We start from the raw sequence: 22,903 nt of genomic DNA, 5'->3' as shown, positions 1-22,903 counted from the left end.
GCGGAGCTGTATGTCGGCGAGGGGCGGTACTCGACGTAAGTGCCCTACAGCGCCCCGTCCTTGAGGCCGTCGATAAACCGCTGCCAGGATCGGCCAGGGAGCGTCAGGACAGGGCCAGCAGTGTTCTTGCTGTCGCGGACGGGGACCGTGCCGGGGAAGTCGTCGCAGACCTCGACGCAAGCATCCCCCTGCTGGTTTCCGCTGTAGGAGGACTTGCGCCAGTGGGCGATGCTCAGGTCCGAGGTGGCTCGCATGGCTGGTATGTCTCCATCGTCGCTTCGATCAGCGCTGCGGACTCTCCTGGCGAGAGGGCGCTGGCCTTCATCAGATCGTACTCTCGCATGCGCAGCGTGACGGTATCCCGGTCGTCGAAGATCTCGCCGTTCCTGGGGCCTTCCTGGTACACGGTGGTCGAGTTGTCCGGGAGAGTCAGCAAGATGAGTGTGCCGTTCATCAGGGTGCACGCGCCCGCCTCGAACGGGATGACTTGGATCGTCGTGCGGCGTGTTTCCGCTAGCGGAAGCAAGGCCGTGAGCTGCTCACACATCACCCTCGGTCCGCCCACAGCCTGGCGCAGGGTCGCTTCACCGAGAATCCACCAGAAGTCCGGCGTATTGTCGCGTCGAAGAACCTCCTGGCGACTCAGGCGGGCCGCCACCAAGTCGTCGATCTTCACGGGGCTCATTCCTGGATTGCCTTTGATGAACAACGCGCGCATGTACGCGGGGGTCTGGAGCAGCCCGGGGATGACGTTCGCGCCAAATTCCTGAATCCGCGCCGCCCGAGCCTCCAGCTCCAAGCAGTGATCGAACCGGCGAGCCGTGTGCTCCCGCTTCATCGCGCCCCACAGCCCCTGGAACAACTCCCCTGTCCCAAAGGCCAGATCCAGCTTCTCCGAGATCGGCGGCAACGGAAGCCGTTCACCCGTCTCCACCCCGTGCAGATGTGTCTTGCTGTAGTTGACGATGTCCGACAGTCGGTCCAACGACAGCCCGGCGAGCTGGCGTTGGCGGTTGAGTTCCACGCCGTAGAGGTCGCGGGCGGAGCGGGCGGGGGTGAGTGCGCGGCCGGGCTTGGTCATGGCGGTGCTCCCTCGTGGTTCCGCATCCCCGAGGGGATGTCATCACGCCGTCCACGCTAGTCGCGTTCGGTGACAGCGTGGGTGCGAACGGTGAAGAACGGCAGGTGAGGGTTGTTCCGGATCTCCTCGTGGAACACCGTCCCCCTGTCCAGCGACGGTTCCTGACGGTGACGCTGAGAGCGCGAACAGCGAGAACCGCACAGGAGGCACAGTTGACCCGCCGTACGACCCCCCACCGCCCCGATCGAGCCGCCGACAAGGCCGCCGCGCAGGCGCGTGCCGCCGACCAGGCGACCGCCCGCGCCGCCGATGAGCCGGGCCGTTTCCCCGTCGGTGAACTCGCCTATGACACACGGCGGGACCGGAAAGGAGTCGTCATGGACCACCTCGACGGCTACGTTTGGCTGCGCCCTCCCGGCGGCGGCCGGGAGTGGACCGCGCGTCCCGGTGACGTCGAGCCGGTGGCTGCCGACGGCTCGGTGGGCGGCACGTCGCCGGACGACAGGCTGTTGCGGGCCCGCGTGGCCGTGGCCAACGCCCGTAGCCGGGGCGAGGTGTTGTGACCTGGGCGCGGCCGGATTCCGGCGCGTTGTCAGTGGGGCGTCCTAGAGTGTCCCGTGACACAGGCGTCGGCATATGACCGTGTGCGTGCCGGTGCTCGTGGGGCGGGTGCGGTGTGCGTACGGCGTGAGAACGAGGGAGCGGGGCGATGGCGCGGATCATCCCGATCGGGGAGCCGGCCAACGAGGCCGAACGCATGGTGCTGCGCCATCTGCGGGAGCACGCGTCGGACGAGTGGATCGTCGTCGCCAACTTCGAGCTGCCGTACGGGCCGGGGCGACCGATGTTCGAGGTGGATCTGGCGATCATCGCCGATCACGCCGTCTACCTCGCGGACACCAAGGGGGTGCACGGCCGGGTCGAAGTGCGCGGCGGGCGCTGGTATCCGCGGGGCGCGCCGTTCGCGAGCCCGGGGCGGAAGATCCGTAACCATGCGCGGGTCGCCGCCGACCTGTTGGCGCGGTCCCGGGCCGGGGGAGGGCGGCTCGGGTCGGTGTGGTGCGAGGGCCTGGTGATCCTGCCGTACCCGGGAGCCACCCTGCACGACCCCGATGGCCGTGACGAGCCGAGCACCCTCCACCTCGACGACCTGGTGCCCTTCCTCAAGCGCCACCGCCCGCCGGGGAACCGGCCCACGGGGGACATCTCGGCGCTACGTGCCGACCTGGCCCGTGTCTTCCAGGCGGAGACCCGTCCGCCGGCCGGGAAGCGGCGCTTCGGCCACTACGAGGTCGTGGAGACCCTCCATGAGGCCGACCACACCGACACGTCCGAGGACGACGACCCGGCCCGCCGCGTCTCCGTGTACCAGGTGCGGCTGGCGGACCAGCCGCGGTCGGGGACGTACATCCTCCAAGCACACGCCGTCGACCCTTTACTGCCCGACGAGCAGCGGTCCACGGCGTACGCGCGCATCGGCAACCCGATCCAGGCCCTCAACAAGCTTCCCCCCTGCCCGAACATCGTCCCGTGCGTCACGTCCTTCCCGCTGGACGAGGGCGAGGGATACGCCGTCGTTCTGAAGGACGTCCTCGCCGAAGCCCTGCGCGTCAAGCTGGACGCGAAGGGCCGTTCCGCGCTCGGCGCCGACGCCAGGCGGCGCATCGTGGACGGGGTCCTCAGCGGCCTCGCTGTCGCACACGCCCACCGGGTGGTCCACCGCTATCTCAGCCCGGACACCGTGCTCGTCGGACGCAACGGCGTCGCCATGCTCACCGGCTTCGACTACGCGCATCCCGGGCCGCCCCGCCCGAGCGAGCTCAGCGTGGGCATGGCGGCGTACGTCCATCAGCCCTCGGCGTATCTCGCGCCCGAGTGCCATCAGCATCCCGGCAGCTTCTCCCCGGCCACCGACCTGTACGCGGCCGGTGTGCTCTTCCACGAGCTCTACACGGGTGAGCTTCCCTCTCTGGGGGCGGGCGGGATACTGCTCGACAGCCTCGACGAGACCGAACAGCTCGATCCCGAGCTCAAGGCGGTCATCCGGGGGCTGCTGTCCGTCGACCCGGCCGACCGGCCACTCGCCCGGGACGTGATCAGCAGGCTGTCCATGGCCGACGCGGGCCGCTCCCGGGTGCAGGCACGGCGCCCGGTGCGCGAGGAGCCTGGCGACCCCTTCGACTGGAACAACCCGTACAGCTATGCCGACCTGCCCGAGGGCTTCCGCCTCACCGAGAAGTTCCGGGTGCGCGCTCGGCTGGGGCAGGGCCAGTTCGGCGTCGTCTACCGGGTGTTCAACACCCTGGACGACGCCGACGAAGTCCTGAAGATCATCACCAAGGACCACGAGTCCGTCGAGGAGCGCCTCAAGGGCGAGTACCGGATCCTGCGCAAACTGCCTCCGCACACCAACCTCGTGCGGCTCATTGACGCCGAGTGGCTGCCCAAGAGCCGCTTCCCATACCTTCGTATGGAGTTCGCGGAGGGACAGGATCTGCAACGCGTCCTCAACCAGGACCGCACCCTGGGCCCCGCCGACGTGCGCAAGCTGCTCGACGACTGCCTCGCCGGACTGGGCCACCTGCACCTCAACGGTGTGTTCCACTGCGACATCAAGCCCAGCAACCTGCTGTGGACGGCCGACGGCGCCCGTATCCTCGACTTCAACGCGGCCGTCTCCGAGGACTCCACGCTCACCCCGACCCTCGGCTCACCCCGCTACCTCGCGCCCGAGGCCACCGGTCTGAAGCGGCCCAGCCGCGAACAGCTCACCGATCTCGACCTCTTCGCCCTCGGGATCTCCGCGTACGAGGCGCTCACCGGCGGCTATCCGTGGGAGGGCCAAAGGACCCCGCAGCGAGGCACGCAGCCGCTCGACCCGAGACGGCTGCCCGGCCTCGCGGACCTCGATCCCGACTTCACCGCGGTTCTGCTGCGTGCCATCGCCCCCCGCCGCCATCAGCGCTACCGCGACGCCGAGGAGTTCCGCGCCGCGCTCGCCGCCGTACACGAAGTACGGATCGTGCCGCACGTCCCGGCGGCGCGATCGCGCCTCACAGCGACCGGTGGTGACTCTGCGGGCCGTAACCCTTTCGTCAGCCATCTCCAGACCCTCTACAGCCAGAGCGCCCGCACCAACGCAGGCACCCGCGGCCTGGATCCCGCCGACCACCCGCTCTACGTCGAGACTGCCCTCGATTCCCGACTGCGCCCGGACGTCCTCAAGGGATTGCACCGTCTCGTGGTCATCACCGGCAACGCCGGCGACGGCAAGACAGCCTTCCTGCAACACCTCGCGGACGAGGCACGCCGCCGCGGCGCCGACTTCGACGAACCTCGCGCCAACGGCGACGACTTCACCCTGGACGGCCGTACCTTCCACACCAACCACGATGGCAGCCAGGACGAGGGAGACACCGAGAACGACACCGTCCTCGACACCTTCCTCGCCCCCTACCAGGGGCAGGTTCCCCAGGCATGGCCCGATGACCAGACCCGGCTCATCGCTGTCAACGAAGGCCGCCTCGTCGATTTCGCCGCCCGGCACGAGGACCGATATCCGCTGCTCGCCGCCATCGTCCGGGAGGGGCTGTCCACCGGCCGCGGAGCGCACGGAGTCGCCGTCGTCAACCTCAACGCCCGCGATGTCCTGGCCGATCCGGACGGCACCGGATCGATCATGCACCGGATGGTTGCCTCGCTGACCGGCGAACGAAACTGGGAGGCTTGCGCGTCCTGCGCGCTCGCCCCGCGCTGCTACGCCCTCCACAACGCCCGTACCTTCGCCCACCCCACCGCGGGGAAACAGGTCACCGAGCGGCTCGCCACGCTCTACCGCATGGTGCATCTGCGCGGGCGGCTCCACATCACCCTGCGCGACCTGCGCTCCGCTCTCGCCTACACCCTCACCTCGGGCCGCGACTGCGCCCAGATCCAGGCGCTCTACGCAAGCGACGATCACGAGGCACGGCAAGACGTTCTCGACAGCCTCTACTTCACCAGCTGGGCGGGTATCCACACCGGCGAGAGCGGTACCGATGAGCGGGACCGCCTTCTCGGCCAGCTCCGCGAGCTCGACGTCGCAGCCGTACCGGATCCCCAGCTGGACCGGCGCCTCGACTACACGGGCCCCGCCGCTGGCCACACCCTTGTCTCCTTCGACCAGCGCGGAGACCTCGACGAGAGGCTCCTCACCGAACGCTTCCGCGCCCTGCCCCGCACACATCTCGCCGACCGCGCCCAGATCTCCGCGCACCGTGCCTACCTTGCCGCGGCACGGCGGCGCTTCTACTTCGAGAGCCTCGACGACACCCGATGGATGGGCCTGCTGCCCTACCAGGCCGCCGACCGCTTCCTGCGCCTCCTGGCCGCGGGGAATCCTGGCCCCGAGGAGCTGTCCCGCCTCATCGAGGCGGTCAACCGCGGTGAGGGTATGCCGCGCGCTCTCGGCAGGGAGGGAAGAGACCTGGCCCTGCAAGTGCGTGCCGTGCCCGGAGGCACTGTACGCAGTCACCGGCTGTTCCCGGCGGGCAGCTTCACGATCGCCGTCGCCGAGCCGCCCTCCTCGAGGTACGTGGAGACGAGCGCCCGCGAACTCGTGGTGCGCCACCATCCCGAGGACGGACGCGCCCACCGTGCCCAACTGGCTGTCCGGCTCGACCTGTACGAACTGCTCGACCGGCTGCACCAGGGCCACCAGCCCGGAGTGGAGGACCGCCAAGGACAGAACCTCGCCCTGGCCGTCTTCAAGAACGCACTGGCCGCCACCTCCTACCAGGAGGTGCTGCTCAACGCGCCCGGCTCGCCGCCTTACCGGCTCAGCCGACTGCCCGACGGCGCCCTGAGCCTGGCCCCCGCACTGCCCGACTCCGCGGCGCCCGAAACCAGCGGACACGACACGGAGGGTGCGCGCTGATGGCACTGCGCCGACGCGACACCGAGTTCAAGCATCTCGGCGTCTCCTACCTGGAGTTCAAGCGCGTGCAGATGGACCGGGTCCTCACCGGCTTCCTGATGCGGCTCAACCACAAGGGCCTCACCAGCCGTATGGTGCGGCGCAATGACCTGTCGGTGGCGGAGTTCGCCGGCGAGTTCACCGACGCCCGCCACACGGACCGGTTCCAGGGCTTCGCCGATCACCCGGACATGGCCCGGCGCTGGGTCGAGACCCAGCTCCTCGACATGGTCAACCGAGGCAGGCCCACCCAGGCGGTCGCCGGGCTGCGGCCCCTGCACGGTCTCACGTACAAGTTCCGCAACTACTACCACTCCCGTCCGTACGGCGCTGATGCGCAGCTGTACGAGATGCTGCGGCACGCCCGTGGCCCCTACGGAGAGCTCGCGCTGGACCAGATCCGGAAATTCTTCTTCACCGGTCTCGACGCCGCGAACTCGGTACCGGCCCAGACAGCTCCCATCGACGTCGAGACCCAGGCGGTGCTGCATCTCAACAGTCAGGTCAAGGCGGACAGCCCGCACAGTGTCAAGGGCTGGTACTCCGCGCCCCCGCTGTGCATCGGACAGGCGGACCTCCTGGCCGACGACGTGGTGCGGCTGCTCTCTCTGAAAGACCTGCTGCCCCGCATCACCATGGTCGAGTACCTGAAGATCCTCTTCGCCTTTCATCTCGCCCTCGGCCAGCTCAAGACGATGAAGCTGCTGCCCCAGGCGGTCGCCCGGTCGGCGACGGACCCGGCCTGCGGTCACGACCGCTGCCCCGCCTCGGCCGCCGCACCCGATCCGCTCGCCGGATGCCCCTTCCGTGTCGGGCTCTTCGTCGATGTCGCCGGAGCGCCCGGAACCCCCGCCGCAGCCCTCGCAGAGCACAGCGCGGAACACTGGCTCCGCCGCATCCCTGGCTTCGTCCGCGCCGCATACACCATCCGCAAACTCGACGAATTCGCCGAGCATCTGGTCGGCCAGGGTAAGGAAACCAGACCTGTCCGCGGTCACTTCACCGTGCCTGAACTGCTGCGCTTCGGCACGGACGCATACGGCAAGTCGCGTGAGGAGTTCTTCAGCTCCAGGCTGACCTCGATCACCGACGACACCCCGGTGAGCGAACAGCCCGAGGAAGTACGCCCTCTGCTAGACGAGGCCATGGGACTCGACCCCTTCGAGAAGTACCTGGAACTCCTTATGGCCTACCGAGGGCGATACCACCACAAGTACATCGTCGACACCATCGATGCCCTGCTGCTCAAGAACCGACCCGGCGCGGCCATCGCCCAGCCCCACCGGGGCCGCCGCCGCTTCGTCCTGGACAGCGCCCTGCTTGAGGTGCTGGTGCAGGTGGCGCTGCTGCGGGTGAACCCCCGCGGCACTTTCTCCCCGTACACCCACCACACGGTCTCCCTGCGGCTCGACGAGTTCCTGGCGCTGCTGCGCGATCGGTACGGCCTCTACGTGGACCGCCTGCCGACTTCGGACGGTTTCGATCCGGTGGGGCTGGAGGAGGAAACGGTCCTACGGGCCAACACCGAGGCGTTCACCACGCGGATGCGTGAGATCGGCTTCTACGAAGACCTCTCGGACGCCTATCTCACCCAGGTGATCACCCCGAGGTTCACGATCACCGAAGACGGCCTGGTCACGGCGGGCGGAAGGTAGACGCGGACATGGCACGCGGATTGGTGGAGATCTCAGAGACCGACTGGCGGCAAGCCCTCGAACACGTCATCCTGCCGCGCCTCGCCGAGCTGTTGCGTGCCCGAGAACCGGGCCATTGCATGCGTGTGGGAGGACTCGACTCCCAGCTTGCCGCCCGCCTCGCGGGCGGTCTGTGCACAGCCGTCCCCGATGCTCAGGTGCATGTCCTCGCGACCAGCCCCACTAAGGGGGACGGCAGATACATCACCAGTACCAAGCTGGTCGAACTGCGGAACCCCGATGAGCAGGGACGGCTGAGGCCGCCACTGCTGGTCTTCGTACCGCCCGGAACCAAGGCCAGCGCGGAGGACTCCTTCTCCGTCGCTACCTTCGAGGAGATCTCTCTTCAAGAGATTCACACCCGGTTGAAGCGGAACGTGCTCAAGGACGTCCCCGAGCAACTGCGTGGGGGAGTCGAGCAACTGCTCGCGGAGATGTCCGACACTGGTGACCGGACAGCTGCTCGGTATCTGCTCACCCTGAGGGAGAACGAGTATCATCCGGAGGCTGCCGGAGCGGCCATCCATCTGCTGGGCCTCATCCCGGACTTCCGCCTCTTCGCGGATCCCACCCTCGTCGTTCCCAAGATTCAGCGCAACCGTCGCACCGTCGAGAAGCTCACCGAAGGCGCCGCCACCGACAGGCAGCGCATTCTCGCCCTCGGCCTGCCCCGCAACTCGGCTGAACACCAGCGCTTCCTGCGCCGCCTGGTCGACTTCGCCGCGGCGACCGGGCTGACCGATCCCCGTCACTGGTGTCGGGCCATCGCCGCCGACCCGGAGAATTGGCCTCTCGCCTTCCAGCACTGGCCACAGGAGAACGACCCCTCCGGCCAGACCGTACGCATCGAGGTCGACGATCTGACCGCGCTGCCCAAAGCCGGTGAGAACGCGGAGGACCAGCGCAACCACCCCGCCCTGGAGCGCCTCTTCGGCCAGCCCTACCTGCTGCCGGGCGGGCTGTCCTCCCTGCCCGTCACCTTCACCGTGGATCCCGACCCGCGCAGCATCACGGGAATCAAAGGCTTCAAGGTCGAGATCTGCGCCGAGACCGGGGACGACACCGAGGACGAAGGCGACAGCACGCCACTTGCCAGCCCTACAGGGCTGACCATCACCAAGCCGGTCACCGCCAAAACTAAATCCGCCCTCAGGGCCACCATCAAGCTCAAGAAGGGACGCCGGAACCCCGACTGGGAGGAGGGCTGGCACTTCGTGCGGGTCACTCCGCTCGACGGCAACGGCGATCCGCTGCGGTTCGCCTTCGGTGGGCAGACTGAGGGCCGTAAGCCGCACGAGAGCAACCGCTTCTACGTCATCCCTGAAGGCGAGTTCGACGAACCGCCCGCCCAGCGTGGCCACCATGCGCCCGGCCTCGCCCAGGCCGTCAACCGGCTGCGCTTCACAGCGCTCGCCGAGGGACGAACACCCCACCGTGTGCAGTGCCGCGACATCGGCTGGGGGCCGCGCAGTACGAGTCTCAAGACTCGTTCGCTTCGTGCGTCGTTCGGGCCCGCCGGACTGGTCACCATCGATGTGCCGAGGATTCTCGCCGAGGCGCAGCAGCGCATGCTGCGCGAACCGCACGCGCTGGACGGCCCTGAGATCGAGGTGGATCCGGCAGGGGGCGCCGTCATTCCCGAGTCCACCGAGGGGACTTCCGACATCCCGCCTGACGGGCCCGTGCAGGACTACGTCCATGCACGCGCAGCGCTCTTCAATCACTTCTCTCTACCGGCATCACCCGGCGGCGTGGGAGATGCCCTGATTGTGGAAGGCATGGACCCGCGTGCACTCAGGGAAGCGGTGGAGGCCTATGCGGAGGCATATCTTGGTGCCGTCACCTTCTGCCTACGGTCCCTGGATCGACCGAACGCCTCTGACACCGATCAGCGGCGGGCCGCACTGCGCAGTCTGCTGCGCACGGACACACTCGTCGTTCGCCTTCACGATATCGACGGCAGCCGACGCACCGTGATCCTCGTTGCCCCCACCCATCCGCTGCGCATGCTGTGGTGGAGCGGACAGGCAGCCCTGGCCGACCACTGGCTCGACAGCCTCCAGGGCGCTTCGGCAGGCGTGGTCAGGGCGCGGCTGGACAGCCTGGAACAGCGGCTCGCCCCCCTCGGGTATCCGCTCGCCGTCCCTCTGGATTCCGGCGAACTCGCCTTTGCCAGCAGCCGGTTGACCGACTACTGGCAGATCTGTCTGCCCAGCGAAGTCGACGACCCACGCGAAGTGCTGGCCAGGGTGGCGGATGCGCTGGGTATCGACGCGGCAGCCGCGGCGGGCGGTGTCAGCGGTGGTGAACTCGCCGACCGGGTCGAGAAGTACATCCGCCTCCACCCCTATGCCGAAACCCTGGTGATCAACGCGCTCGGCGCGGGACACGGTGAACTCCTTGCCGACATGCTGGTCTCTCTTCAAGAGCGACGTCATCTGTCGCATCTCCATTACACGGTGCGGTTGTTCACCGCCGTGCCGGACGATCCATGGACAGGTTCGGCACTGACCGACCTGATGGGCCCGTCAAGCGGCCCGCGCTCCGCCGCCGCCGAGGCGTTCGCGACTCCCGGAGACCCGTTGCGCCCCAAACTGTCGGTGGTGATCCGGGATGCCGCCGAACTCCTGAGGTCGGCGGACGACTTCCCCGCCCACCTCACCTTCCTCTTCAATCCCTTCGGTGGAGAGAGCCACGACATCGCGGCCGGCAGCGACGGCACCGGGCGCGTCGCGGTGCACGGCCTCGTCCAGGAGATGAGCAGCGCGTACCAGGAGGACGACGAGAACGTCGAGTGGACCCGGCAGCCCCGCCACGGCGTCACCGACCCGGTGACAGGGGCCGAGACGACGGGCGACCTTCTTGCGGCTTTGCCCAGAACGCTGTCGGCCGCCCTGGTCGCGGCCAGCGCGGGCGAACACCGGCCGGGAATGCTCCCGCAGATCACGGTCCGCCTGACGCCGGACGATCGAGCCCTCCTACACGAGGTCCACCGGATGAGCGACTGGGTCGTCACCGTGGACCGCACCCTTGGTGCCGAATACTTCGATCACGGGCGGCGCGGGCGTTCGGAATACATCATCGACCACACAACCATGTCTCGCGGTGGATTGGGACACCAACTGGTTGTCTCCTCACGATCGCTGGACGAGATGCGTGCCCTCATCGCACCCGTCCTGGCGGATCGCGCGCTCGGCATTCCCGAACGGCACATCCGGACCTTCTTCGATCAACTGCGCGAAATGTCCGGAAGCCTTGTGTTCAAGCTCGCGGCACTTGGCGAGAGCCAGCGCACGGAAGTCCTGGGCCTCGCGCTCGCACGCCTCTACCTTGGGGCACGCAAGGCGCTGCGCAACCAGATTCTCGTGCCCCTCGATACGCATCCCGAGCTTTACGACGAGGAACGCAGCCGGGCCACGGGCGGAGACACAGAAGTTCGGCTGCACCGCACCGACCTCGCCCTGTTCGACCTTGATGCCGAGAGACGGACGATCGTCTGCCGTCTGCTGGAGGTGAAGTGCCACACCAGTGGTGGCATCGGCGCGTACCAGAGTAAACGCCGGCAGGTCATCCGCCAGACCGAGAACACCGAGCGGATTCTTGCGCAGCGGTTCGATCCTTCAGAGGGGCGTGCCGACCGCCCGCTCCAGAACGTGGCGTTGCGAACTCTGCTCGATCAGTACCTGTCCCGTGCGGGCCGGTACGGTCTCTTCGATGAGCGCGCGATGGACGAGGCACGCTGGTTCCTGAAGCGCCTCGACCACGGTTATCGCCTTGAATTCACTCGTAGTGGCCTCGTGTTCGACCTGTCCCAGGACGGATTCGACACCGACGAGGAAGAAGGCGTCGCGTTCCATCGCATCGGCCGGGACCAGGCGGTGCAACTGCTCGATGCCATAGCGACGGAGTACCTTCCGGCTCCAGAGGATGCTGCGCAGGACGAGCCTGTGCTGCCGGGGTGGGAGGCTTTTGGCACGAAGGAGAGCGATTCCGTCGCCGGGGTGACCATGCGGCTGAGGCCTCGCACGCGTACCCGGGACATCCCTGAGGAGCCTGCTCCCCTTTCCGAGGACCCGGACGAAGACGAGCCCGATATCCCGACGCCCCTTGGCCCTGACGAATTTGGGCGCGCGCCCGACGCCGCGTCGCCGCTCGGTGAGCGGGATGCGATCGCGTCAAGCGATTCTGCTGGCGCGATCGACCAGCGTGGAGGGCCTGTCTCGTCACCCCAGGGCGACATGCGAGAAGTGCAAGGGGGCGGAGCCGTCGAACCCGGTTCGGAAGGTGAGGTGTCCGACGCCCTGGAAACCGGGGATCCGGACGTCGTCCTAGGCACCTCCAGGGCATCGGCGCAATTCGGCCTGCTCGGTATGAGTGCGGGTCGCACGGTCGCACTGGACCTCAATGAGACCCACGCGATCAGCCTGTTCGGTGTGCAGGGTGGCGGCAAGAGCTACACGCTGGGATCTGTACTGGAGATGGCGAGCGTCCAGGTACCCGGGGTCAACCGGCTGGCAAGCCCTCTGGCGAGCATTGTCTTCCACTACAGCGAAACCTCGGAGTACGAGCCAGAGTTCTTGAGCATGCTCCAGGCCAACGACGACGAGGGGCAGCGAGAGGCCTTGCGACGGCGGTACGGGGCACAGCCCACCGGCCTTGAGGACGTGGTCCTGCTCGTTCCCGAGGAGTATGTGGAGGAGCGTCAGGCGCGATATCCAGGCGTCCAGGTGCACCCGTTGGCATTCGCTGCCGCGGAACTGAAGATCGCCCACTGGAAATTTCTCATGGGAGCCATCGGAAACCAGTCCGGCTACATCCGGCAGATCAGCAGGATCATCAAGGCGAATCGCGCCGACCTGACATGGGAGGCGGTGCGACGCGGAGTAGAGGAGTCGAGTCTCGAAGACCACCTGAAGAGGAAGGCCAGGGAACGCCTCGACATCGCGGGCGACTACATCGACGACTCGGTGCGCATCACGGAGCTGGCGCGTCCTGGACGCCTGATCGTTGTGGACTTGCGCTCTGACGACATCGAGAAGAGCGATGCGCTGAGCCTGTTCGTCGTCCTGATGCAGCTGTTCTCGGAGGCGACCGACCAGGGACGTCCGTTCAACAAGCTGGTTGTCTTCGATGAGGCGCACAAGTACGCCGACAGCGGCGACCTGGTGAATGGCTTGGTATCCAACGTGCGGCAAATGCGACACAAGGGTATGTCCGTGCTCGTCGCCAGTCAGGATCCGCCGTCCGTGCCGTCAGAGCTCATCGAACTCTCCACTCACATAGTGCTGCACAGGTTCACATCGCCGGCCTGGCTGAAACACCTGCAAAAGGTCAATGCCGCTTTGGCGGGCCTGAACCCCGAGAAGTTGGCGGCGCTCAGACCCGGTGAGGCTTACGTGTGGTCCGGGAAAGCCACGGATGAGGCGTTCGTCAGGGGGGTTGTCAAGGTTGACTGCCGCCCACGGGTCACACGACATGGCGGTGCGACGCGAACTGCGCTTGGCTGAGCGGGACAGATGGAGAGCCGCGCTTCCCGGATGGAGAAGAAGCGCGGCTCATCGGTCTCGGGGCCGTCTCAGTAAGAGGAGCCCGACGCGCCCAGCGAACCCGTCGGGTGCCAGACCGTCTTCGTCTCCAGGAACGCCGTCAGCCGCTCGATGCCCGGCGTCGCGGTGTAGTCCACAGGCTGTGGACGAAGGACGCGCTTCAGGTTGTCCGCCGCCGCGATCTCCAGTTCCTTCGCCAGGACGTCATCGGCCCCGGCCAGGTCGATCGCGTTGACGTCCTGGTGGGCGGCGAGCGGCGCTGCGATCTCCGCCGTACGGCCGGAGAGGACGTTCACGACACCGCCCGGCAGGTCGGAGGTGGCCAGCACCTCGCCCAGGCAGAGCGCGGGGAGCGGGGCCTTCTCGGAGGCCACCACGACCGCCGTGTTACCGGTCGCGATCACCGGGGCGACCACCGAGACCAGGCCCAGGAAGGACGACTCCTGGGGTGCGAGGACCGCGACCACGCCGGTCGGCTCGGGCGTCGACAGGTTGAAGAACGGGCCCGCGACCGGGTTGCCGCCGCCGACCACCTGGGCGATCTTGTCGGTCCAGCCCGCGTACCAGACCCAGCGGTCGATCGTCGCGGCCACCTGCGCCGCCGCCTTCGACTTCGACAGGCCCTCCGCGTCGGCCACTTCGCGCACGAACTGGTCGCGCCGTCCCTCCAGCATCTCGGCGATGCGGTAGAGGATCTGGCCGCGGTTGTAGGCCGTAGCGCCCGACCAGGTGCCGAACGCCTTGCGCGCGGCGACCACGGCGTCACGGGCGTCCTTGCGGGAGGAGAGGGGCGCGTTCGCCAGCCACTGGCCCTTCGAATCGGTCACCTCGTACACCCGGCCGCTCTCGGAACGCGGGAACTTCCCGCCCACGTACAGCTTGTAGGTCTTGAAGACGGAAAGTCGTTCGTCAGACATCGAGGTACGCCTCCAGGCCGTGGCGGCCGCCCTCGCGGCCGAAGCCCGACTCCTTGTAACCGCCGAACGGCGAGGTCGGGTCGAACTTGTTGAACGTGTTGGACCAGACGACACCCGCGCGGAGCTTGTTCGCCACCGCCAGGATGCGGGAGCCCTTCTCCGTCCAGATGCCCGCCGACAGGCCGTACTGGGTGTTGTTGGCCTTGGCGACGGCCTCCTCCGGCGTGCGGAAGGTGAGGACGGACAGCACCGGGCCGAAGATCTCGTCACGGGCGATGGTGTGCGCCTGGGTGACGTTCGTGAAGAGCGTCGGGGCGAACCAGTAGCCGGACGTGGGGAGTTCACAGGCGGGGGACCAGCGCTCGGCACCCTCGGCCTCGCCCCGTTCGGCGAGGGCGGTGATCCGGGCGAGCTGCTCGGCCGAGTTGATCGCGCCGATGTCCGTGTTCTTGTCGAGCGGGTCGCCCAGGCGGAGGGTCGTGAGCCTCCGCTTCAGGGACTCCAGCAGTTCGTCCTGGATCGACTCCTGGACCAGGAGGCGGGAGCCCGCGCAGCAGACCTGGCCCTGGTTGAAGAAGATGCCGGTCACGATGCCCTCGACGGCCTGGTCGATCGGGGCATCGTCGAAGACGATGTTCGCGCCCTTGCCGCCCAGTTCGAGCGTGAGCTTCTTCTGCGTGCCCGCGACCGTGCGGGCGATCTCCTTGCCGACGGCGGTGGAGCCGGTGAAGGCGACCTTGTTCACGTCCGGGTGCCCGACGAGCGCGGCGCCCGTGTCGCCATAGCCCGGAAGGATGTTGACGACGCCCTTCGGCAGGCCCGCCTGGCGGCAGATGTCCGCGAAGAAGAGCGCCGACAGGGGAGTGGTCTCGGCCGGCTTGAGAACGACCGTGTTGCCCGTCGCCAGCGCCGGGGCGATCTTCCACGCCAGCATCAGGAGGGGGAAGTTCCAGGGGATGACCTGGCCCGCGACACCCAGCGGCCGGGGGTTGGGGCCGAAGCCCGCGTGGTCGAGCTTGTCGGCCCAGCCCGCGTAGTAGAAGAAGTGCGCGGCGACCAGGGGGAGGTCGGCGTCGCGGGTCTCCTTGATGGGCTTGCCGTTGTCCAGCGTCTCCAGGACGGCCAGCTCGCGGCTGCGCTCCTGGATGATGCGGGCGATGCGGAACAGGTACTTGGCGCGCTCGGAGCCGGGCAGCGCCGACCACGTCTCGAAGGCCTTGCGGGCGGCCTTCACCGCGCGGTCGACGTCCTCCGCGGTGGCCTGGGCGACCTCGGAGAGGACCTCCTCGGTGGACGGGCTGACCGTCTTGAAGACCTTGCCGTCCGCCGCCTCGGTGAACTCGCCGTCGATGAACAGGCCGTAGGAGGGCGCGATGTCGACGACCGAGCGGGACTCGGGTGCGGGTGCGTACTCGAATGCGGATGCCATGGTGATCAGTCCACCGTCACGTAGTCAGGGCCGGAGTAGCGGCCGGTGGCCAGCTTCTGACGCTGCATCAGGAGATCGTTCAGAAGCGAGGAGGCGCCGAAGCGGAACCAGTGGTTGTCCAGCCAGTCCTCGCCGGCCGTCTCGTTGACGAGGACCAGGAACTTGACGGCGTCCTTGGAGGTGCGGATACCGCCGGCGGGCTTCACGCCGACCTGGATGCCGGTCTGGGCGCGGAAGTCGCGTACGGCCTCCAGCATGAGGAGGGTGTTGGCCGGGGTCGCGTTGACGGCGACCTTTCCGGTCGAGGTCTTGATGAAGTCGGCGCCCGCCAGCATGCCGAGCCAGCTGGCGCGGCGGATGTTGTCGTAGGTCGACAGCTCGCCCGTCTCGAAGATGACCTTCAGGCGAGCCGCCCCGCAGGCCTCCTTCACGGCGACGATCTCGTCGTACACCTTCATGTACCTGCCCGCGAGGAACGCCCCGCGGTCGATGACCATGTCGATCTCGTCGGCGCCCGCGGCCACGGCCTCCCGCACGTCGGCCAGCTTCACGTCGAGTGCGACACGGCCCGCCGGGAACGCGGTGGCGACCGAGGCGACCTTCACCCCGGAGCCCGCGACGGCCTCCTTGGCGACGGCCACCATGTCGGGGTAGACGCAGACGGCCGCGGTCGTGGGGGTCGTACGGTCCGTCGGGTCGGGGTGCACCGCCTTGGTGCCGAGCGCCCGGACCTTGCCCGGGGTGTCCGCGCCTTCCAGCGTCGTCAGGTCGACCATCGAGATGGCGAGGTCGATGGCGTACGCCTTCGCGGTGGTCTTGATGGAACGGGTGCCGAGGGCGGCGGCGCGCGCCTCCAGGCCGACCGTGTCGACGCCGGGCAGCCCATGGAGGAAGCGGCGCAGCGTGCTGTCGGACGAGGCGACGTCCGTGAGTGCGTGTGCAGCAGCGGGTGCAGAAGTGGGCATGGTCACCAGGCGAGCATATCTACGCGCGTAGCGGCTGTACACCCCCGGGGGGCCACTCCCGCTGCGGGCGGGACACAGGTACGCACCGCACGGGCCACGGTTGCGTACCGACTGGGGAGCACTCCGCACCCGTCGTGCAGAATCGGGTCCATGACGACCCCCGATCGCCCAACGCCCGCGCCGGACTCCTCGGTACCCGAGTCCCGGGACCGGATCTTCCGCTCGCCCGGCGGCATCGTGGGCGGTGTGCTGCTGCTCGCCATCGTGCTCTGGCTCGGCATCGACGCGCTGGTCTCGGGTCACGGCCGCACCCCTTGGCTGGCGCTCGCCGCAATGGTCCTGATCACTCCGCTGGTCACCGCCTTCACCGTACGCCCGGCCGTGTACGCGAACGAGGAGCGGCTGCGCATCCGCAATCCGCTCCGTGTGATCGTGCTGCCCTGGGGCTCGGTCGCCTCGCTCCGCTCCGGCTACTCGAACGAGGTCGTCGCCACGTCCGGCACCAAGTACCAGCTGTGGGCGGTGCCCGTCTCGCTGCGCGCCCGCAAGAAGGTGACACGGCAGCAGAGCCGGGCGGCCGCGCAGGCCTCCGGCGGGGGCACGCAGGGCCGCCCGGGTGCCTCGGCGACCCCGGCCAAGCCCACCCGAGCCCAGGGCGACCAGATCATGCACGACCTGCGCGAACTGGCCGAGATCCACGAGAAGGCCGAGCGCGCCCAGGGCGAACCGACGGTCCGCTGGGCGTACGAGGTGATGGCGCCTGCGGTGGCCGGGGCGGTGTTGCTGGCGATTCTGGTGGCGGTGGGCTGAGCCGACCGTTCAGGAGACGGCCGGGGTCGGGCAGGCGCTCGGCGGGTCCCGGCCCTGGTCCCCACGGTCACTTCATGGCGTGGGGCGGGGAAGCCGGACCACGCCCCGGGGACAGCCGCCGTGCGCGCGGGCCGCAGGGCCCGCGCGCAGGCCGTCAGATGCCGGCGGCTGCCGACAGGTCGCGCTTGATCGACGCCAGGAGTTCCGTGGCCCTGGCGCGGGCCGCCGGAAGGTCGGCGTGCGAGGAGACGGGGACCACGACCTCCAGGTAGCACTTCAGCTTCGGTTCCGTGCCGCTGGGACGGACGATCACGCGGGCGCCGTCGAGCGTGTAGCGCAGGCCGTCCGTGGGCGGGAGCTGGTCCGTGCCCTTGCCGAGGTCCTCGCTGTGGATGACCGGCAGGCCCGCGAGGTGGGCCGGGGGCTGCTCGCGCAGGCGGTGCATCGCGTTCGCGATGACCGACAGGTCCTCGACCCTGACCGAGAGCTGGTCCGTGGCGTGCAGACCGTGCTCGACGGCGAGGTCGTCGAGGAGGTCGAGGAGGGTGCGGCCCCCCGCGGAGCCGCTGCCGGACTCGGCCTTGAGCGTGGAGGCGAGTTCGGCGATCAGCAGGGCGGCCGTGATGCCGTCCTTGTCGCGCACCCCCTCGGGGTCGACGCAGTAGCCGAGGGCCTCCTCGTAGCCGTAGCGCAGGCCCTCGACACGGGCGATCCACTTGAAGCCGGTGAGGGTCTCCTCGTACGGCAGGCCCGCCTTCTGGGCGATACGGCCGAGGAGGGAGGAGGAGACGATCGACTCGGCGAAGGTGCCCCGGGCGCCGCGCCCGACCAGGTGCGCGGCGAGGAGCGCGCCGACCTCGTCGCCCCGGAGCATGCGCCAGTCCTCGCCGTTCTTGACGGCCACGGCACAGCGGTCGGCGTCCGGGTCGTTGGCGATCACCAGGTCGGGGTCCGTCTCGCGGGCCTTGGCGAACGCGAGGTCCATGGCGCCGGGCTCTTCCGGGTTGGGGAAGGCGACGGTGGGGAAGTCGGGGTCGGGCTCGGCCTGTTCGGGGACGAGGACCGGCTCCGGGAAGCCCGCCCGGGCGAACGCGGCGAGGAGGACGTCCTTGCCGACACCGTGCATCGCCGTGTAGACGGTGCGGGCGGTGCGCGGGGAGCCCGGGGCGAGGACGGCGTCCGTGCGGGCGAGGTAGGCGTCGAGGACGCTGTCGTCGAGCGTGTCCCAGCCGGAGTCCGGGCGGGGGATCGCACTGAGGGTGGTGAGGGCGTCGATCTCGGCCGCGATCTCGGCGTCGGCGGGGGGCATGATCTGGCTGCCGTCGCCGAGGTAGACCTTGTAGCCGTTGTCCCGGGGCGGGTTGTGGCTGGCGGTGACCTCCACACCGGCGACCGCGCCGAGGTGCCGGATGGCGAAGGCGAGGACGGGGGTGGGGAGGGGACGGGGGAGGAGAGCGGCCCGCAGGCCCGCGCCGGTCATCACGGAGGCGGTGTCGCGGGCGAAGTCGGCGGACTTGTGGCGGGCGTCGTAACCGATGACCACGAGGCCGTCACCCTGGTTCTTCGACTTCAGGAACGCGGCAAGACCGGCGGCGGCGCGGATGACCACGGAGCGGTTCATACGCATGGGGCCGGCGCCGAGTTCGCCGCGGAGGCCGGCGGTGCCGAACTGGAGGGTGCCGCTGAAGCGTGCGGCGAGCTCGACGTGGTCCCCGGCGTCGATGAGCCCCGCGAGTTCCTCACGGGTCTCCGCGTCGGGGTCCTCGGCCAGCCACGCCTTGGCCCGTGCGATGAGTTCGTCGTGCACGTCGGGTCAACCTCTCATTGTGTGGTCGGGGGCGCTTGGTGCGGGTTCGGTTTCGGTTTCGGTTTCGGTTGTAGGGCGGCCGGTCGCGCGTGGTGGGTTCGTCGCCTGCGGCGGGTGGGCGCGTCGGCGGTGGTCCGCCCTGGTCCGGCACGAAGCCGGTGGGTACCCGGGGGCCTGTGGCTGCGCGCCGGCCGTCGTAGGCGGACACCCCGCCCCGTCCCCTTCCGCGCGTGGGCGGTCGAGGGCGGGGCGGGGCGCGTGTCGCATCCCGTCCACATGGTTCACCCCGGGCAGGGCGCCCTACAGTCGGCCGAGCACCTGCGTCAGCAGCATTCCCATCCGCGTCGCACTGTCGCGGCCCGCCTGGAGGACCTCTTCGTGGTTCAGCGGCTCGCCCGTCATCCCGGCGGCCAGGTTCGTCACCAGGGAGATGCCCAGGACCTCGGCCCCCGCCTCGCGTGCGGCGATCGCCTCCAGGACCGTCGACATGCCCACGAGGTCCGCGCCGATGACACGGGCCATGCGGATCTCCGCCGGGGTCTCGTAGTGCGGGCCGGTGAACTGCGCGTAGACGCCCTCCTCAAGGGTGGGGTCGATCTCCTTGCACAGGGCGCGCAGACGCGGGGAGTACAGGTCGGTCAGGTCGACGAAGTTGGCGCCCACGATCGGGGAGGTCGCCGTCAGGTTGATGTGGTCGCTGATCAGGACCGGCTGGCCGGGGCGCATGGTCTCGCGCAGGCCGCCGCAACCGTTGGTGAGGACGACGGTCTTCGCGCCGGCCGCGACGGCGGTGCGGACACCGTGCGCCACGGCGGCGACACCGCGGCCCTCGTAGTAGTGCGTGCGCCCCAGGAAGACCAGGGCCCGCTTGTCGCCGATCCGGTACGAGCGGATCTTGCCGCCGTGGCCCTCGACGGCCGGCGGCGGGAAGCCGGGCAGCTCGGTGACCTGGAACTCCGCCTCGGGCTCGCCGAGAGCGTCGGCGGCCGGCGCCCAGCCGGAGCCCATCACGAGGGCGACGTCGTGGGTCTCGGCGCCCGTCAGCTCGCGCAGGCGCGCGGCGGCGGCGTCGGCGGCGGCGTAGGGGTCGCCCTGGATGTCGTCCGGAAGAAGAGATGCGTTCACGCGCACGAGGGTAGCCGGTCAGTGCCTACGCGCGTAGATGAGGGAGGTCACGGCAATGCGATCGTTGTCTTGCCGTTTTGGTCGGAACCCGTTTCTGCCGGATGCCGTTTCCACCGGAAGTCGTTTCGCCCGGTGGGCGGGTCGGCCCTCTGCTGGGCGGGGCGGCCCCTGGTGGGAGGTTCAGCCCTCGTCCGTGATGACGACGTCCTTGTCGTTGAAGACCTCGACGATGAAGACCAGCAGCCGGCCCAGGCTGATCGTGTACTCCACCAGGATGTTCTGGGTGAGCCGGACCGTACGGTCGTCCCCCGTGGAGCTTATGGCGCGGGACGCGGGCAGGAAGGGGTCGCGTGCCAGGACGGCGATCCCCTTGTCGAACGCGGCGCGCTGCCGGTCGTCGAGCCGGTCACGTACCGTCGCCGCCTGTTCGGTGTAGAAGACGTGGTACGTGCGCGTGCCGGTCATGGTTCTCCCGTTCCTGCATCGGTCCCCCCGAGTCTAGGGACCGGTCCCCGTCAGCAGGGCCGCTTACGCAGCTCCATCACGTAATCGTGTGGCGCCCCTGCGGACTCGGCGGCGTCAGCGATCTCGCCCAGGTAGCGGGCCGAGGGAAGGCCACCCTCGTAGCCGTTCAGGGCATAGGCCCAGGCTGTCTCCTCGCCGTCCAGCGTGTGCACGCGCACGCGCAGGCGGCGGTAGACGCCGAGACTCACGCCCTCCCAGTGGTCCAGGGAGTCCTCGTCCATGGGGGCGATGTCGTACAGCGCGACGAAGACCTGGGTGAGCGGGTCCTCGACGATCGTCGCGAGGGCGCCCTCCCAGCCCCGTCCCACGTCCTCGGCTCCGGTCGAGGAGGGAAGCCCCCACTGCTCGCCCCCGAAGGTCAGCCGCCAGCCGTTGAGCCAGCCGGTGGCGCGCAGCGGTGAGTGGGGTGCGTGGCGGGACATCAGCCGCGCGTCGAGGTTGCCGGCGTACGCGGCGTAGAGCGACATGCTGTCGAGAGTACGGCAGCACCCCGTCCGCCTCGGCTGCAACAGACGTACCGCCCGCCGCCCCCGGAGGAGCACCACTCGAAGCGTGCGGGACAATGGGGTACGTGACTCGGATCGTGATCATCGGTGGCGGACCCGGCGGATATGAAGCGGCGCTGGTGGCCGCACAGCTCGGCGCGGAGGTGACCGTCGTCGACTGCGACGGTCTTGGCGGGGCGTCGGTGCTCACCGACTGCGTGCCGTCGAAGACGCTCATCGCCACGGCCGAGGTGATGACCACCTTCGATTCGTCGTACCAGGAGCTCGGCATCCTGGTCGCCGACGACACCCCGCCCCTGGAGCAGGCCGCGCGCGTCGTCGGGGTGGATCTGGGAAGGGTCAACCGCCGAGTGAAGCGGCTCGCGCTCGCCCAGTCCCACGACATCACCGCGTCCGTGACGCGCGCCGGCGCCCGGGTCCTGCGCGGCCGCGGTCGGCTGGAGGGCATGCAGGCCCTGGACGGGTCGCGCAAGGTCGTCGTCCGGGCCGCGGACGGGAGCGAGGAGACCCTCACCGCCGACGCCGTGCTCATCGCCACCGGCGGTCACCCGCGCGAGCTGCCCGACGCCCAGCCCGACGGTGAGCGGATCCTCAACTGGACCCAGGTCTACGACCTCGACGAGCTGCCCGAGGAGCTCATCGTCGTCGGGTCCGGTGTCACCGGTGCCGAGTTCGCCGGCGCCTACCAGGCCCTCGGATCCAAGGTCACCCTCGTCTCCTCCCGCGACCGCGTGCTGCCAGGCGAGGACCCCGACGCCGCCGCCGTCCTGGAGGACGTCTTCCGGCGGCGCGGCATGAACGTGATGGCCCGCTCGCGCGCACAGTCCGCCAAGCGCGTCGGCGACCGGGTCGAGGTCACCCTCTCCGACGGGCGGGTGATCACGGGCTCACACTGCCTCATGGCCGTCGGCGCCATCCCCAACAGCAGCGGGATGGGGCTGGAGGAGGCCGGGGTCAAGCTGCGCGAGTCCGGGCACATCTGGACCGACAAGGTCTCCCGGACGACGGCTCCGGGCGTGTACGCGGCCGGTGACGTGACCGGCGTCTTCGCCCTCGCGTCCGTCGCCGCCATGCAGGGGCGCATTGCCATGTACCACTTCCTGGGCGACGCGGTGGCCCCGCTCAACCTGAAGACCGTCTCCTCGAACGTCTTCACCGACCCCGAGATCGCCACCGTCGGCTACACCCAGGCGGACGTCGACGCCGACAAGATCGACGCCCGGGTCGTCAAGCTGCCGCTGCTGCGCAACCCGCGCGCCAAGATGCAGGGCATCCGCGACGGCTTCGTCAAGATCTTCTGTCGCCCGGGCACCGGGATAGTGGTCGGCGGTGTGGTGGTCGCACCGCGCGCCTCCGAACTGATCCATCCCATCTCGATCGCGGTCGACAACAATCTGACGGTCGAACAGATTGCGAACGCCTTCACCGTGTACCCGTCCCTGTCGGGCTCGATCGCCGAGGTGGCGCGGCAGTTGCACACGCGGAAGCTCAACGGCGAGGACTGACGGCCCCGGGGCGGACGGCGCAGGTCACGGGGCGTCGCC

General features: G+C 69.0%; 15 protein-coding genes. 6 read left to right on the top strand and 9 right to left on the bottom strand.

From position 1 onward, the window contains the following. Positions 1 to 44: 44 nt before the first annotated feature. Positions 45 to 254, bottom strand: coding sequence for a DUF397 domain-containing protein (locus BIV24_RS16520; RefSeq protein ID WP_071367065.1), 210 nt, complete (start codon positions 252 to 254; stop codon positions 45 to 47). Continuing rightward, the gene (locus BIV24_RS16515) at positions 233 to 1,081 is read right to left on the bottom strand and encodes a helix-turn-helix domain-containing protein (RefSeq protein ID WP_071367064.1); all 849 of its coding nucleotides are present in this window, start codon (positions 1,079 to 1,081) and stop codon (positions 233 to 235) included. The genes BIV24_RS16520 and BIV24_RS16515 overlap by 22 nt, the downstream gene beginning before the upstream one ends. 212 nt (positions 1,082 to 1,293) lie before the next feature. Here BIV24_RS16515 and BIV24_RS36470 point away from each other — a divergent pair, with 212 nt between their 5' ends. From BIV24_RS36470 to mads8, 4 genes are all read left to right on the top strand, one after another. Next, entirely contained in the window at positions 1,294 to 1,644 is a 351-nt protein-coding gene (locus tag BIV24_RS36470) for a hypothetical protein (RefSeq protein WP_425442569.1), read from the top strand. A 146-nt stretch (positions 1,645 to 1,790) separates the two neighbouring features. Then, positions 1,791 to 5,996, top strand: coding sequence for a methylation-associated defense system protein kinase MAD6 (gene mads6 / locus BIV24_RS16505; RefSeq protein WP_071367063.1), 4,206 nt, complete (start codon positions 1,791 to 1,793; stop codon positions 5,994 to 5,996). Beyond that, positions 5,996 to 7,690, top strand: coding sequence for a methylation-associated defense system protein MAD7 (mads7, locus tag BIV24_RS16500; RefSeq protein ID WP_071367062.1), 1,695 nt, complete (start codon positions 5,996 to 5,998; stop codon positions 7,688 to 7,690). The genes mads6 and mads7 overlap by 1 nt, the downstream gene beginning before the upstream one ends. Positions 7,691 to 7,698: 8 nt before the next feature. After that, on the top strand, positions 7,699 to 13,236 hold the full coding sequence (mads8, locus tag BIV24_RS35445; protein WP_071367061.1) for a methylation-associated defense system ATP-binding protein MAD8: 5,538 nt from the start codon (positions 7,699 to 7,701) through the stop codon (positions 13,234 to 13,236). 68 nt (positions 13,237 to 13,304) lie between these two features. Here the strand turns inward: mads8 and BIV24_RS16490 are convergent, their stop codons facing one another. The 3 genes from BIV24_RS16490 to deoC are packed head-to-tail and all read right to left on the bottom strand — an operon-like array spanning position 13,305 to position 16,586. Beyond that, complete coding sequence (locus BIV24_RS16490; RefSeq protein ID WP_071367060.1) at positions 13,305 to 14,192, bottom strand: aldehyde dehydrogenase family protein; 888 nt, start codon at positions 14,190 to 14,192, stop codon at positions 13,305 to 13,307. After that, entirely contained in the window at positions 14,185 to 15,621 is a 1,437-nt protein-coding gene (locus tag BIV24_RS16485; RefSeq protein ID WP_071367059.1) for an aldehyde dehydrogenase family protein, read from the bottom strand. The genes BIV24_RS16490 and BIV24_RS16485 overlap by 8 nt, the downstream gene beginning before the upstream one ends. A 5-nt stretch (positions 15,622 to 15,626) precedes the next feature. Then, positions 15,627 to 16,586 (bottom strand): deoxyribose-phosphate aldolase, encoded by a 960-nt coding sequence (gene deoC / locus BIV24_RS16480; protein WP_071367146.1) that lies wholly within the window; start codon positions 16,584 to 16,586, stop codon positions 15,627 to 15,629. A 150-nt stretch (positions 16,587 to 16,736) separates the two neighbouring features. Between deoC and BIV24_RS16475 the strand changes: the two genes are divergently transcribed. Beyond that, entirely contained in the window at positions 16,737 to 17,396 is a 660-nt protein-coding gene (locus tag BIV24_RS16475) for a PH domain-containing protein (protein WP_071367058.1), read from the top strand. Between the two features lie 154 nt (positions 17,397 to 17,550). Here BIV24_RS16475 and BIV24_RS16470 read toward each other — a convergent pair whose 3' ends face one another. The 4 genes from BIV24_RS16470 to BIV24_RS16455 all read right to left on the bottom strand — a co-directional run bounded on the left by BIV24_RS16470 (position 17,551) and on the right by BIV24_RS16455 (position 21,320). Next, the gene (locus tag BIV24_RS16470; protein WP_071367057.1) at positions 17,551 to 19,203 is read right to left on the bottom strand and encodes a phospho-sugar mutase; all 1,653 of its coding nucleotides are present in this window, start codon (positions 19,201 to 19,203) and stop codon (positions 17,551 to 17,553) included. A 300-nt stretch (positions 19,204 to 19,503) separates the two neighbouring features. Next, positions 19,504 to 20,328: a purine-nucleoside phosphorylase gene (locus BIV24_RS16465; protein ID WP_071367145.1), complete on the bottom strand. Its 825-nt coding sequence runs from the start codon at positions 20,326 to 20,328 to the stop codon at positions 19,504 to 19,506. Between the two features lie 180 nt (positions 20,329 to 20,508). Then, positions 20,509 to 20,793, bottom strand: a complete 285-nt coding sequence (locus BIV24_RS16460; protein WP_071367056.1) for a hypothetical protein — start codon at positions 20,791 to 20,793, stop codon at positions 20,509 to 20,511. 50 nt (positions 20,794 to 20,843) lie between these two features. Then, positions 20,844 to 21,320, bottom strand: coding sequence for a gamma-glutamylcyclotransferase family protein (locus BIV24_RS16455; protein ID WP_071367055.1), 477 nt, complete (start codon positions 21,318 to 21,320; stop codon positions 20,844 to 20,846). 95 nt (positions 21,321 to 21,415) lie between these two features. On the opposite strand from BIV24_RS16455, the gene BIV24_RS16450 reads away from it, so the two are divergent. Then, positions 21,416 to 22,864: an NAD(P)H-quinone dehydrogenase gene (locus tag BIV24_RS16450; protein WP_071367054.1), complete on the top strand. Its 1,449-nt coding sequence runs from the start codon at positions 21,416 to 21,418 to the stop codon at positions 22,862 to 22,864. Positions 22,865 to 22,903 lie beyond the last annotated feature (39 nt).

The organism is Streptomyces colonosanans (assembly GCF_001866645.1).
Taxonomy (GTDB): Bacteria; Actinomycetota; Actinomycetes; order Streptomycetales; family Streptomycetaceae; genus Streptomyces; species Streptomyces colonosanans.
This window is presented reverse-complemented; position numbering and strand designations above follow the sequence as displayed.